The organism is Streptomyces aurantiacus (assembly GCF_001418335.1).
Taxonomy (GTDB): domain Bacteria; phylum Actinomycetota; class Actinomycetes; order Streptomycetales; family Streptomycetaceae; genus Streptomyces; species Streptomyces aurantiacus.
Window position 1 is genome coordinate 1 of the sequence record NZ_LIPP01000142.1, and the last position, 12,347, is coordinate 12,347.

11 protein-coding genes and 2 pseudogenes are annotated in these 12,347 nt (G+C 71.2%); 7 read left to right on the forward strand and 6 right to left on the reverse strand.

The window, feature by feature from the left end; all coding sequences use genetic code 11:
* Both AOK01_RS19715 and AOK01_RS19720 read right to left on the reverse strand, forming a co-directional pair.
* A partial coding sequence (locus tag AOK01_RS19715) for a N(5)-(carboxyethyl)ornithine synthase (RefSeq protein ID WP_055513495.1) occupies nt 1–1,150 on the reverse strand: 1,150 nt, incomplete at its 3' end.
* A gap of 97 nt (nt 1,151–1,247) precedes the next feature.
* A complete protein-coding gene (locus AOK01_RS19720; RefSeq protein ID WP_055513498.1) occupies nt 1,248–1,523 on the reverse strand; it encodes a hypothetical protein in 276 nt (91 codons plus the stop codon).
* Between the two features lie 532 nt (nt 1,524–2,055).
* Here AOK01_RS19720 and AOK01_RS19725 point away from each other — a divergent pair.
* Nucleotides 2,056–2,259, forward strand: coding sequence for a cold-shock protein (locus tag AOK01_RS19725; RefSeq protein ID WP_055513500.1), 204 nt, complete (start codon nt 2,056–2,058; stop codon nt 2,257–2,259).
* A gap of 240 nt (nt 2,260–2,499) precedes the next feature.
* Complete coding sequence (locus AOK01_RS19730) at nt 2,500–3,597, forward strand: fatty acid desaturase family protein (protein WP_213862119.1); 1,098 nt, start codon at nt 2,500–2,502, stop codon at nt 3,595–3,597.
* A 21-nt stretch (nt 3,598–3,618) separates the two neighbouring features.
* Here the strand turns inward: AOK01_RS19730 and AOK01_RS19735 are convergent, their stop codons facing one another.
* The 3 genes from AOK01_RS19735 to AOK01_RS19745 all read right to left on the reverse strand — a co-directional run bounded on the left by AOK01_RS19735 (nt 3,619) and on the right by AOK01_RS19745 (nt 6,370).
* Nucleotides 3,619–4,290 (reverse strand): response regulator, encoded by a 672-nt coding sequence (locus AOK01_RS19735; RefSeq protein ID WP_055513502.1) that lies wholly within the window; start codon nt 4,288–4,290, stop codon nt 3,619–3,621.
* Complete coding sequence (locus AOK01_RS19740; RefSeq protein WP_079103572.1) at nt 4,259–5,668, reverse strand: sensor histidine kinase; 1,410 nt, start codon at nt 5,666–5,668, stop codon at nt 4,259–4,261. The genes AOK01_RS19735 and AOK01_RS19740 overlap by 32 nt, the downstream gene beginning before the upstream one ends.
* 123 nt (nt 5,669–5,791) lie before the next feature.
* Complete coding sequence (locus AOK01_RS19745; RefSeq protein ID WP_055513506.1) at nt 5,792–6,370, reverse strand: TetR/AcrR family transcriptional regulator; 579 nt, start codon at nt 6,368–6,370, stop codon at nt 5,792–5,794.
* A 406-nt stretch (nt 6,371–6,776) separates the two neighbouring features.
* Between AOK01_RS19745 and AOK01_RS19750 the strand changes: the two genes are divergently transcribed.
* Entirely contained in the window at nt 6,777–8,252 is a 1,476-nt protein-coding gene (locus tag AOK01_RS19750; RefSeq protein ID WP_055513508.1) for an MFS transporter, read from the forward strand.
* Between the two features lie 42 nt (nt 8,253–8,294).
* Here the strand turns inward: AOK01_RS19750 and AOK01_RS41360 are convergent.
* Nucleotides 8,295–9,047: pseudogene (locus AOK01_RS41360) on the reverse strand (CDP-alcohol phosphatidyltransferase family protein); the annotation flags it as partial.
* A gap of 144 nt (nt 9,048–9,191) precedes the next feature.
* Between AOK01_RS41360 and AOK01_RS19765 the strand changes: the two are divergent.
* The 4 genes and pseudogenes from AOK01_RS19765 to AOK01_RS19780 form a co-directional block, all read left to right on the forward strand.
* Nucleotides 9,192–10,250: a zinc-dependent alcohol dehydrogenase gene (locus AOK01_RS19765; RefSeq protein ID WP_245702323.1), complete on the forward strand. Its 1,059-nt coding sequence runs from the start codon at nt 9,192–9,194 to the stop codon at nt 10,248–10,250.
* A 175-nt stretch (nt 10,251–10,425) separates the two neighbouring features.
* A complete protein-coding gene (locus AOK01_RS19770; RefSeq protein WP_055513514.1) occupies nt 10,426–10,824 on the forward strand; it encodes a 6-pyruvoyl trahydropterin synthase family protein in 399 nt (132 codons plus the stop codon).
* Nucleotides 10,825–10,847: 23 nt separating this feature from the next.
* Entirely contained in the window at nt 10,848–11,948 is a 1,101-nt protein-coding gene (locus AOK01_RS19775) for a glycosyltransferase family 4 protein (RefSeq protein ID WP_079103573.1), read from the forward strand.
* Nucleotides 11,945–12,347: pseudogene (locus AOK01_RS19780) on the forward strand (trans-aconitate methyltransferase); the annotation flags it as partial. The gene AOK01_RS19775 and the pseudogene AOK01_RS19780, both read left to right, overlap by 4 nt.

Sequence of the window (12,347 nt, forward strand, 5' to 3'; positions counted from 1 at the left end):
CATCGAGATCCGCGACGGCGTGCGGGTACTCGGCCGGCCGGTTCTGGAAGGAGAGGATCTTCGGGTTCATGACGACGCCGTCGCGGATCTCGATGGCGTTCTTGATCGTGGCGTCGCTGTCCCAGGACGCGGAGCCGCTCATGACCGTGCGCAGGTACGGCAGGAGCGCCTCGCTGATCTCCCAGGTGGCCGAGTTCCACAGGTGCGACGGGCTGTGGTCCACGCCGTAGTAGTGGCAGCCGGGGCCCACCAGGGGCATCGGGTCCTCGAAGGTGGTCGGCCGGGCCCATTCGAAGCCCATGCCGTCGTCGCAGGAGACGTCGACGAAGTAGGTGCCCGGCCGGAACTGGGCGAGCTCCTCGTCGGTGACGAACGTCAGCGGTGCGTCGGTGTCCTGCCGGATGCAGTTGACGATGATGTCGAACCCGGCCAGATACTCCGCGAGCGGCACGGGCCCGAGCCCGGTGAGTGCCTCCAGGCGGGACGGATCGTCCTCCCGCTCCGCGAAGTGGCCCATCACGACCGACGGCATCGGCGAGGCCACCGCGGCGGCGGCGCGCTGGGTGAGCACCGTGACGTCGGAGACGCCCATGGCACCCAGACCGGTGACCGCTCCGCGTGCCGTGGCGCCGAAGCTGATGACCACCGCGCGCATCCGGCGACCGTAGCTGCCGGTCAGCCCGCCGAGCTGCAGGGCGTGCAGCACCGAGCAGTAGCCGGCCAGTTCGTTGTTCTTGTGGAACACGTGGACGCTGAAGGCGCCCGTGGAGGTCCAGTGGTTCATGGCCTCCCAGGCGATGAGGGTGAGCTGTCGGTCGATGGCGAGCTGGGTCATCCGCTCGTCCTGCACGCAGTGCGGCCAGCCCCACAGCACCTGGCCCTGGCGCAGCTCGGCGACGTCCCCGTGCATCGGCTTGGGGAGCAGCAGCACGTCGCACTCGTCGAGGAGCTGTTCACGGGAGCGCAGTCCGCCCACGAGCGGCCGCAGCGCGTCGTCGCCGACGCCGAAACGCCCGCCGTAGCCCTCCTCAAGGAAGATCTTCGCGCGTACGTCGGGGTCGATCCGGTCGAGGTGACCGGGATGCAGCGGCAGTCGGAACTCGTTCTCCTTGAGGGAGGAGGCAAGTACTCCGAGACTCATCAGACTCATCGCGCGTCCTTCTATTTCGTTGTCGTCGTGCGGGTGCGGGTGCGGCTGCATGTGCGTGTGGTGAGTGGTGAGTGGTGTGACCACCGGACGGACCGCGTCAGGAGCGTTCCGCGCCCCGGTGCCCTCGGACGCGTTCGTCCAGGGGAAGGGGTGTCTCGCCGAGACCGTTGCCAGACCCGCAGGCCATGCGCGCGCACGTACCGTGGCAGGCGAGGATCTGTCCGCCGTCATGGTGGGAGACGACGACGGCCTCGGAGTCGGGTGCGTTCCGGTAGTCGGTGCCGCACATGAGGCAGGCCAGTCCGGAGAGCATCTCGGCGGTCGGTTCGGGGCGGCCACGGCGGTGGCCGGAGATGGCGTCCTGTGAGTACATGTGTCCCGCATCCTCTGTGGTCGGGTCGGGCCGTGCACGAGACTCCGCAGGCCCCGGGGAACCCCGAGGGGCGGGGAGCCGGGCGAGCCGGGGAAGCTGGGTGAGCTGGCAGATTCGCTATCGGCGGACGCGGTGGGAGCTGCGGGAGACGGCGGGACGGTACGAGCCAGAGCGCATCGGGCGGCTCATTTCCGGCCGGATTCGAGCTACGTCGGCCATTGCCGTTCTCCGAGTGCGACGCCGAAACGGATGACGGCATACGAGGTGCGCCCGGTGACGCAACCGTACTCCCTTCCGCACGCCCTTCCTCACGCCGTGGGGCTTTTTCGCCCGCCCGGGAATCTTTCCGGCACACCGGACGTTCTGGAGAGTGGTTGTAGTTGAAGTTTGCGAACGTGGAAGCGCCCGCGGAGTTCTCGCAGCGGGCGTCATGTCGTTTACGGGGGATCTCTTCGACGGCTGGCGACCGGCAACCCGGAGTCGCGTGAGTGCGCGTTCTCCGATCAGCTCGTCATCTCGAAGGAGACATCACATGGCTCAAGGAACAGTGAAGTGGTTCAACGCGGAAAAGGGCTTCGGCTTCATCGCCCCTGACGAGGGCGGCAACGACGTCTTCGTCCACCACTCGGCGATCGACACCGACGGCTTCCGCTCGCTGGAGGAGAACCAGAAGGTGGAGTTCACCGCCAGCCAGGGACCCAAGGGCATGCAGGCCGACCAGGTCCGCCCCCTCTAGGTGACCTTTTCTCAAAGGTTCCAAAAGTCCCAAAAACCCCAGAAGCTCCAAAAGTCCCAAAGCTAGTTCTTTCCGAGGCGGGCCCGTGCGCGGGCCTGCCTCGGGGTGCATCCGGCGCTCTCCGCCCGGCGCTCTCCGCCCTGTGCTCTGCGTCCAGCGCTCTGCGTCCGGCGCTCTGCGCCCTGCCCGGCGTGGTCGGCCCGCGCTTTCCCCCGCACTTCCCCTCCCGAGAGGAAACACGTGACCACTGACACCATCGACCGGGGCACCGGTCCGGGGGACCCCGCCCGGATGACGAAACCTCCTCCCGCTCGCCGGGGCAGCGACTACGCCGCGCTCTCCCGCGAGGTGAAACAGAGCGGGCTGCTGAAGCGGCGCCCGGCCTACTACTCCGCCAAGGTCGGGGCGAACCTGCTCCTGCTGGCCGCCGGATGGACCGCCTTCGCCCTGATCGGGCAGTCGTGGTGGCAACTGGTGACCGCCGCCTTCCTCGCGGTGATGTTCACGCAGACGGCGTTCATCGGGCACGACGCCGGCCACCACCAGATCGCCGCCTCCAAGCGGGTCAACAACGTGCTCGGCCGCGTCCACGCCGACCTGCTGATCGGCCTCAGCTACGGCTGGTGGATCTCCAAGCACACCCGGCACCACGCCCACCCCAACCAGGTCGACCGCGACCCCGACATCGCCGACGGCGCGATCGCCTTCACCCAGGACCAGGTCCGCGGCCGCCGGGGAGCGTACGCCTGGCTGGGCCGCCACCAGGCCTGGCTGTTCTTCCCCATGCTGCTGCTGGAGGGACTCGCCCTGCACGTCGCCGGAGTCCGGGCGACCCTCGACCGCGCCGGTACACGGACCGGGCGCGCGACCCGGCTGGCCGAGGCGAGCATGCTGACGGCGCACATCGTCGGCTATCTCGGCGCCCTGTTCCTGGTCCTGACCCCCCTCCAGGCCGTGTGCTTCCTCCTCGTGCACCAGGGACTGTTCGGGCTGTACATGGGGTGCTCGTTCGCCCCCAACCACAAGGGCATGCCCGTCTTCGCCAAGGACGACAAGACCGACTTCCTGCGCCGGCAGGTCCTGACATCACGCAACATCCGCGGCCACCGGCTCACCGACCTGGCGCTCGGCGGCCTGAACTACCAGATCGAGCACCACCTGTTCCCGTCCATGCCGCGGCCCAGCCTGCGCCATGCCCAGGAACTCGTGCGCACGTTCTGCGCCCGGCACGGCATCGCGTACCACGAGACGGGACTCCTCGACTCGTACGCCCAGGTACTGAGGCATCTCCACGCCGTCGGCGGCCCGCTCCGGCTGCGCCCGGAACTGGAGTACTGAACCTTCCGGTGTCCGCGCCCGTCACCGGGTGTCGCGCGGTACCACCAGCCCGCAGTCGTACGCCAGGATGACGGCCTGCACCCTGTCGCGGAGTCCGTACTTCTCCAGGATGTGCGCGATGTGCGTCTTGACCGTCGTCTCGCCCACGCCCAGTTCCAGGGCTATCTCCGCATTGGACAGCGCGCGGGTCAGGGCCCGCAGGACGTCGAGCTCGCGGCTCGTGAGAGCGCCGAGGCGGGACGGTACGTCCGGGGTCGCGGGCCCGCCGAGATGGGCGAAGCGGTCGAGCAGGCGGTGGGTGACACGGGGTGAGAGCACGGCGTCACCAGCGGCCACGGTGCGGATGGCGCCGACGAGCGAGTCGGCCGGGCCGTCCTTGACGAGGAAGCCGCTGGCCCCCGCGCGCAGGGCGTCCACCACGTGCGCGTCCAGGTCGAAGGTGGTCAGGATGACGATGCGGCTCGGTGAGCCGGATTCCACGATGCGGCGGGTGGCCTCGACGCCGTCCATGTTCGGCATGCGGATGTCCATCAGGACGATGTCCGGGCGCAGGGAAGCGGCGCTCTCGACGGCGGCGACCCCGTCCGGCGCCTCACCGACGACCGTGATGTCCGGCTCGGCCTCAAGGATGAGCCGGAATCCCGTCCGGATCATGGGCTGGTCATCGACCAGCAGGACGCGGATGGCGTGCATAGGGGGAGTGTCCTTCGTGCCGGGAGTCGTCGTGCGAGGGGTCGTGCGGGGAGAGGTGCCGGGTATCGGCCGGCGGCCGACCGTCGTGCGGGGAACCGGCCGGCGCCGGCAGCGGTACGACCGCGTGGACGCAGTAGCCGCCACCCGGCCGGGTGCCGGTGTGCAGGGAACCGCCCACGGCACCCACGCGTTCCCGCATGCCGACCAGTCCGTGGCCGGGTCCGCCGGGCAGGGTGGGCGGTCGTGGTGCCGCCCCGTCACCCGTCCCGTCACCCGCCCCGTCACCCGTCCCGTCACCCGGCAGGGGCCCGTCGTCGCAGAGCCGGACGGTGAGCCGCCGGTGCTCCGGTTCCCAGGCGAGGGTGAGATCGGTGCGGGTGTGGCCGGCGTGCTTGAGCGTGTTGGTGAGGGCCTCCTGCACGATGCGGTAGACGGTCAGGTGTGAGCCGGCCGGCAACTCGGCGGGCGCCCCGGTCGTCGTGAAGTCGACGGCGAGGCCCGCCGCGCGCACCGATTCCACCAGCGCCGGTACGGCCTCGATGGTGGGCTGCGGCGGCTCCCTGCTCGGATCGGTGTCGGCCTCGTCCTCCGTGCGCAGCACGTCGAGGAGCCTGCGCAGTTCGGTGACGGTCGCCCGGCCGGTCTCCTCGATGGTGCCGTGCAGCTCATGGGCCTTGTCGCCGTCGCGGTCCTGGATCCGGTCGGCGGCGATCGTCTGGACGACCATGAGGCTGACATTGTGCGCGACGATGTCGTGCAGCTCGCGGGCGATCCGGGCCCGTTCCTCCATGACGGCGGCGCGCGCGTTGGCCTCCTGCGCGCGTTCGAGCGCCGCGGCCCGTTCCAGTGCCTGGTCGCGGGTGGCGGCCCGCGCCCGGGCGAGCCGGCCGAGCGCCCATGCCGCGACCAGCAGCACGGCTTCCGCCAGCAGCGTGGCGACGCGGTGCCCGGACGGGCCGAGGACCGCCTCGACGACGGCCGCGGCCGGGATGAACACGGCCACCAGCAGGGTGGCCGTCCGGGGCGAGCCCCGCACCGCGGTGAGGAACACGGCCGTGGCCACGCCGATGTAGGCCGGCCCGATGGAGGTGCCTTCGGCCCCCGACAACTGCGGTATGTAGTGGCGCCCCTGGAGCGCGGCCACCGCCGCCGCCATCACCAGCGGGACCGGCAGAAGGAACCGCCGGTGGACGGCCAGCGGCAGCGCGGACAGCAGGGCGAGTACGACGAACAGGGCGTCCGGAGAACGCAGGACCGGGCCGCCGGGCGGCATCGTCGCGGGCAGGGCGATGGACCCGGCGGTGAACAGCAGCGCCAGACCCGTGTCGAGGACGGCCCGGGATGCGCGCCGTCCCGCGTACGAGTCCATCAAGTCCATGGCCCAACGGTAGACGGGCCGCCGCGCCCGCCCTGTCTCACCTGGGGTGGAAAGAATCCGGCCGTCTCCTCCGTGGAGACGTCGTCCGCAGGGATGAGGCGCTGGTGATCGTGCAGGTGCAGGTCAGTGGGTGACGCGCACGCCGTCGAGCGCGATGTACAGGATCCGGTCGCGCTGGGCGTCGTCGTCGAAGGTCGTCGCGGTGATGCCCGAGACCATGCGCAGCAGGTCGGCGAAGGTCATGTCCGTGCGCGCCTCGCCGGCCCGCTGGGCCCGCTCGAACAGCGGGCCGCCGGCCGCGTACATCGAACTGCGGCAGGCGGCGAAGATCTCCGACTCGTCGTTGAGTGCCTCAAGGACGGCCCGCTTGGTCACCATGTAGCCGGCGAACCGCTCCAGCCACGTCGTCAGCGCCTCCCAGGGGTCGAGCCCGGCGACCTCCTGGGCGACCCGGCACAGGGCGTCGACCTCGTCCGCGTAGAGGCTCTCGAAGAGGTGTCTGCGGGTGGGGAAGTTGCGGTACAGCGTGCCGATTCCGACGCCCGCGCGACGGGCGATGTCCTCCAGGGAGGCCGCCGCGCCGTGCTCCGCGAAGGCCTCGCGGGCGGCGGTGAGCAGCGCGTCGTAGTTGCGCGCCGCGTCCTTCCGGTGTGGCCGCCGGGACGCGACGATCTCGCTGACGGGGAACGACTGGGCGGTCACTGCTGCCTCCCGGGCGGGATCGGTTGAACCGGAGGTATCCCTCCGCTACAGTGGAGGGGTGCCTCCACTTTAGCAGTGCGAGGTGCGTCCACCGAGGTCGCGTGCGGCGCCGTACGCGACGGCGGAGTGACGCCACCCCGCCTTCGTCCGGGCCCTGCGCCGAGCGCACCGCCCGACACCCTCACATCTCGGCTTTCACACATCTCGGCTTTCTGACATCTCGATTCCCTGACATCTCTGCTCCCTGACGTCTTGCGCGACCTTCCCCGCTTCCGGCTGTGCTCGGGAGGGGGACTCCGTCCCGCGGTCCACGATCATCGGGCTGCCCCGTGCTGCCCCGGCATGCGCGGAACCCGTACGACCACGGCCCGGGGCCACGGCCGCACCCAGTTCGGAGAGGCTCTCCATGCCCCGCAAGTCCACCCGCCTCACCTTCGCGGTCCTCGCGACCGGTGCGGGCGTCTTCTCCATGCTCCAGTCGCTGATCGCGCCGGCCCTCCCGACCGTCCAGCACGAGCTGCACACCTCGCAGGCCACCGCGACCTGGGTGATGACGGCGTACCTGCTGTCCGCCTCGGTCTTCACGCCGATCCTCGGCCGGGTCGGCGACCTGATCGGCAAGAAGCGCACCCTCGTCGCGGTCCTCGTGACCGTGATGGTGGGCTGTCTGATCGCCGCGCTCGCCCCGACCATCGGCGTACTGATCGTCGCCCGGGTCGTCCAGGGCATAGGCGGCGCGCTGTTCCCGCTGTCCTTCGGCATCATCCGGGACGAGTTCGCCGCGGCCCGGGTGAGTCCGAGCATCAGCAACCTGTCCGCGGTGATCGCCGCCGGCGGCGGTGTCGGCATGGTCGCGGCCGGACCCATCGTGTCCGCGCTCGACTACCGCTGGCTGTTCTGGCTGCCCGTCGGCGTCGTCGCGGTCACCACGCTGATCGCCGTCCGGTACGTACCCGAGTCGCCCAGGCGTGCCGAGGGCCGGGTGAACTGGCTCGGCGCCGGCCTCCTTTCGGCATGGCTGGTGGCCCTGCTCCTGCCGCTCAGCCAGGCGAGCCGGTGGGGCTGGGGCTCGGCCCGGGTGATCGGCCTGTTCGCCGCCGCCGTCGTCCTCTTCGTCCTGTGGCTGCTCTCCGAGGCGCGCTCCCGCTCGCCGCTGATCGACCTGCGGGTCATGCGGCTGCCCGCCGTGTGGACCACCAACACCGCCGCGCTGCTGTTCGGCGCCGGCATGTACTCGATCTGGACCTTCCTGCCCGGCTTCGTCCAGACGCCCGGCTCAGCCGGGTACGGGTTCGGCGCGAGCGTCACCGAGTCCGGGCTGCTCATGCTGCCGATGCTGGTCGCCATGTTCTTCTCCGGCATCCTGAGCGGCCGGCTCGAACCCGTGGTGGGCGCCAAGAAGTTGCTCGTCACCGGCGCGGCCCTCGGTGCGGTCGCCTGCGGATTCCTTGCCCTCTGGCACGACGAGCAGTGGCAGGTCGCTTTCGTCGCGGGCGTGTTCGGGCTCGGCATCGGTCTCGCGTTCGCCTCGATGGCCAACCTGATCGTGGGCAGCGTCCCGGCCGAGCAGACCGGTGCGGCGACCGGCATGAACGCCAACATCCGCACCATCGGCGGGTCCGTCGGAGCCGCGGTGACCAGTGTCCTGGTGACCGGGCACCTGCAGCCCTCCGGTCTGCCCGAGGCCTCCGGGTACACCCACGGGTTCGCCCTGCTGGCACTGCTGTGCCTCGCTGCGGCGCTGGCCGCGCTGCTCGTCCCGGTCCAGCACGTGCGCCGTGTCGCCGGCGCGCCGCGCGCCACCGGCGCCCAGGCCTTGGCCGGCCCGGACCAGAAGAGCGTCACTCCGGAGGAGAGCGTCACGCCGGGCGTACGCCGCTGACCCGACCGGAGCCCCAGGGGCGCCGACCGGTGCCGGCTCGCGGAGGCGCTCCACCTCCGCGTGGGCGACCTCCCGCTCCGCGGAGCCCCTCGTGCGCCACAGCCAGCCGATGTCCCGGCCGAACGACCAGGTCAGCAGGGCGAGGGCCAGGGCGACGACCCCGAACGTCACGGCGTACGGGAGGATTCCCGGGCCCGCGAGCAGCAACAGGACGCCCTGGAGGGCCGCCACCGTCTTGCGGGCGGTGCTCGGCGGCAGGGTGCCGTTGAGCCAGGGCTGGAACCTGGCAGCCGCCACGAACGCGTAGCGCATGGCGCCGATGGCGAGGGCCCAGGGGCCCACCGACGTGGCGACGTACACGCTGAGCACCAGGATGAGGAACGCGTCGACCTCCATGTCGAAGCGGGCGCCCAGTGCCGTGGAGGAACCGGTGCGGCGGGCGACCTTTCCGTCGACCGCGTCGAGGATCAGGGCGACCGCGGTGAGCGCGACCAGGACCGTGACCGGCGGCGGGCTCTGGAAGGAGTCCGCGACCAGGGCGGTCACCCCTCCGACGAGAGTCGCCCGGCCCAGCGTCACGCGGTTGGCGACTCCGAAGGAGCGGGGCCGCGAGCGGTGCAGCGCGCGGGAGAGCACGGCCCAGGTCGCGATGCCGAACGCCAGCCCCGTGAGCCAGCCCGCGGGGCCCAAGCCGATCGCCGTGCCGAGCACGGTCAACAGCAGTAGTTGCACGCCCGCTCCCACGGCCGTCTCCTGCTGCAAGAGCCTCGCGTCATACGTGTTGTTCAGGGCCACCGCACATCCTCCGGCCAGGTGACAGAGTCGATCATTGCCGCGTACCTTGTGCGCGGCTTCGCAAAGGTCGGTACGTGGCTCGTCGCCCGATCGTTCAGCCCGTTCGCTCAGCCGACTCACATGAATTACTCAGGAGGATGCCGAATGGACCGTTCCGCCCGTGCCTTCTGGCTCCGCTCTCCCGGCCGTGGCGAACTCCGGGACACCCACCTGCCCGAACCCGCCGAGAACGAGGTTCTGGTGCGCACACTCTTTTCAGGAGTGAGTCGCGGAACGGAGACGCTCGTCTTCCGCGGAGGGGTCCCCGAAAGCCAGTACGCCGCGATGCGGGCGCCGTTCCAGGAGGGCGACTTTCCCGGACCCGTCAAGTACGGGTACCTGAACGTCGGAATCGTCGAGGAGGGCCCTGCCGAACTCGTCGGACGGACCGTCTTCTGCCTCTATCCGCACCAGAGCCGCTACGTCGTCCCGGCGAGCGCCGTCACGCCGGTGCCCGAGAACGTGCCCGCCTCGCGCGCCGTGCTCGCCGGCACCGTGGAGACCGCCGTCAACGCCCTCTGGGACGCGGCGCCCCTCATCGGTGACCGGATCTCCGTGGTCGGCGCGGGCATGGTCGGCGCGAGCGTCGCCGCGCTCCTCGCCCGGTACCCCGCCGCCCGCGTCCAGTTGGTCGACGCCGATCCGGCACGCGCGGAGATCGCACGGGCCCTGGGCATCGAGTTCGCGCTCCCGGCGGACGCCGCAGGGGACCGGGACCTCGTCGTCCACGCCAGCGCCACCGAGGCCGGGCTCTCCCGCGCGCTCGAACTCCTCGCCCCGGAAGGGAACGTCCTCGAACTGAGCTGGTACGGCGACCGGAAGGTCGCCCTGCCGCTCGGCGAGGCGTTCCACTCCCGCCGCCTCGTCATCCGCAGCAGCCAGGTCGGGTCCGTCTCACCGGCCAGGAGCGCCCGCCGCACGTACGCGGACCGCCTCGCGCTGTCGCTCGAACTCCTCGCCGATCCCGCCTTCGACGCCCTGATCACGGGCGAGTGCGCCTTCGAGGACCTGCCCGGCACGATGGCCGCGCTCGCCACCGGCGAGACCACGGCGATGTGTCACCTCGTGCGGTACGACGCCGATCCGCCCCGGGACGACCGAGAGACCGAGAGACCGGCAGACCGGACTTCGCCCACGAAACGGTCACGTCCGCACACCGCGTAGTCAAATCCCAACGCCCGTAGCCAAGTTCGCACCACCTGCCCACCTGACAACCCTGTCTCGGTGAACGCGTCCGAAACTCCGACCCGAACCCCCTGAACACGGAGAACGGACCGGCCGTACTACACGGCACGCCCCGGCAGAGGGGTCAGACGCACCGCACCTGGAGGGTCGTCCGTTGTTCAGCATCACCGTCCGCGATCACCTGATGATCGCCCACAGCTTCCGCGGAGAGGTCTTCGGACCCGCGCAGCGACTGCACGGAGCGACGTTCCTGGTGGACGCCACGTTCCGCCGCGCCGAGCTGGACGACGACAACATCGTCGTCGACATCGGACTGGCGACCAGGGAACTCGGGGAGGTGGTGGCCGAGATGAACTACCGGAACCTCGACAACGAGCCGGTGTTCGCCGACACCAACACCTCGACGGAGTTCCTGGCGAAGGTCGTCGCCGACCGCCTCGCCGAACGAGTGGAAAAGGGAGCGCTGGGCGAGGGAGCCCGCGGCCTGGCCGGCATCACGGTGACCCTGCACGAGTCGCACATCGCCTGGGCGAGTTACGAGCGTGCCCTGTGACCCACAACGCCGACATCATCCCCATGTCCCTGCGCGCCATGCACTTCGTGATGCCCGGCGGAGTGGACGACCCCACCATGCCGAGCGGCGGCAACGTCTACGACGCCCGCGTCAGCCTCGACCTGCCCGGCTTCGGCTGGCAGGTCCACAAGCACGCCATCGACGGCAGCTGGCCCCGGCCCGAGGCCCCGGCCCGCGCCGAACTCGCCCGCACCCTCGCGGACCTGGCCGACGACACCGTCGTACTCCTCGACGGTCTGGTCGCCTGCGCGGTCCCCGAGATCGTCGTCCCGGAGGCCGAACGGCTGCGCCTGGTCGTCCTCGTGCACCTGCCGCTCGGCGACGAGACCAGCCTCACGCCCGAACTGGCCGCGGACCTGGACGCCAGGGAACGCCACACCCTGCGTGCCGTACCGGCCGTCGTGGCCACCAGCGAGTGGGCGGCCCGCAGACTCGTCGCCCACCACGGCCTTGCGCCCGACCGCGTCCATGTCGCCGCCCCCGGCGCCGACATCGCGCCCCTGGCCCCCGGCACCGACGGCGTCTCCAGGCTGCTGTGCGTCGCCTCGGTCACCCCGCGCAAGGGGCAGCACCGGCTCGTCGAGGCCCTCGCCACCGTCACCGACCTGCCCTGGAGCTGCGACCTCGTCGGCGGCCTCAACCACGACCCCGAGTACGTGGCACGGCTGCGGGCGCTGATCAGCCGGCACGGTCTCGGCGACCGGCTGCGACTGGCCGGACCCAAGTCCGGTGCCGCACTCGACGCCAGTTACGCCTCGGCCGACCTGATGGTCCTCACCTCGTACGCCGAGACGTACGGCATGGCCGTCACCGAGGCGCTCGCCCGCGGCATTCCCGTGCTGGCCACGGACGTCGGCGGGCTGCCCGAGGCGGTCGGACGCGCACCCGACGGCGGGGTGCCCGGCCTGCTCGTCCCGCCGGAGAACCCCGCGGCCCTCGCCGCGGAACTGCGCGGCTGGTTCGGCGAGGCCGACGTACGCCGGCGCCTCAAGGCCGCCGCGCGCGCCCGCCGGACGTCCCTGGGCGGCTGGGCGATCACCGCCCGGAATCTGTCGGGTGTCATGGGGCGACTGAAGAGCGAGGCAAGGAGGGGGGCGGCATGAGCGGTACGAGCACGACGCCGACGTCGACAGAGGTTGCCGGGGCAGGAACCGGAGCGAGTTCCGGGGCAGGTGCCGGCGCGGGGGAGCGCGGGCGGGACACAGGAACGATTCGGCTCGGCGACCGCACCCGTGGCGAGGCCACCGACGACACCACCCGTTACGCCCCCGAGTGGCTCCAGCTGCGGGAGGGCGTCGACGCCTCGGCCCGGTCCGCCGAGCTGCTCGATCCCCTGCGGATCCGGCTCGCGAACCTGCCGGGACGGGCGGGCGGGTTCGTCATCCACGACCTCGGCTGCGGCACCGGCTCCATGGGACGGTGGCTCGCGCCCCGGCTCGACGGGCCCCAGCACTGGGTGCTGCACGACCGTGACCCGGATCTGCTGCACTGCGCCGCCGTCG

Bases quoted from the DNA above. Each gene is read 5' to 3' on its own strand.
- AOK01_RS19720 (WP_055513498.1), bottom strand. From the start codon at position 1,523: ATGTACTCACAGGACGCCATCTCCGGCCACCGCCGTGGCCGCCCCGAA.
- AOK01_RS19725 (WP_055513500.1), top strand. From the start codon at position 2,056: ATGGCTCAAGGAACAGTGAAGTGGTTCAACGCGGAAAAGGGCTTCGGC.
- AOK01_RS19735 (WP_055513502.1), bottom strand. From the start codon at position 4,290: ATGCACGCCATCCGCGTCCTGCTGGTCGATGACCAGCCCATGATCCGG.
- AOK01_RS19740 (WP_079103572.1), bottom strand. From the start codon at position 5,668: ATGGACTTGATGGACTCGTACGCGGGACGGCGCGCATCCCGGGCCGTC.
- AOK01_RS19750 (WP_055513508.1), top strand. From the start codon at position 6,777: ATGCCCCGCAAGTCCACCCGCCTCACCTTCGCGGTCCTCGCGACCGGT.
- AOK01_RS19765 (WP_245702323.1), top strand. From the start codon at position 9,192: ATGGACCGTTCCGCCCGTGCCTTCTGGCTCCGCTCTCCCGGCCGTGGC.
- AOK01_RS19775 (WP_079103573.1), top strand. From the start codon at position 10,848: ATGTCCCTGCGCGCCATGCACTTCGTGATGCCCGGCGGAGTGGACGAC.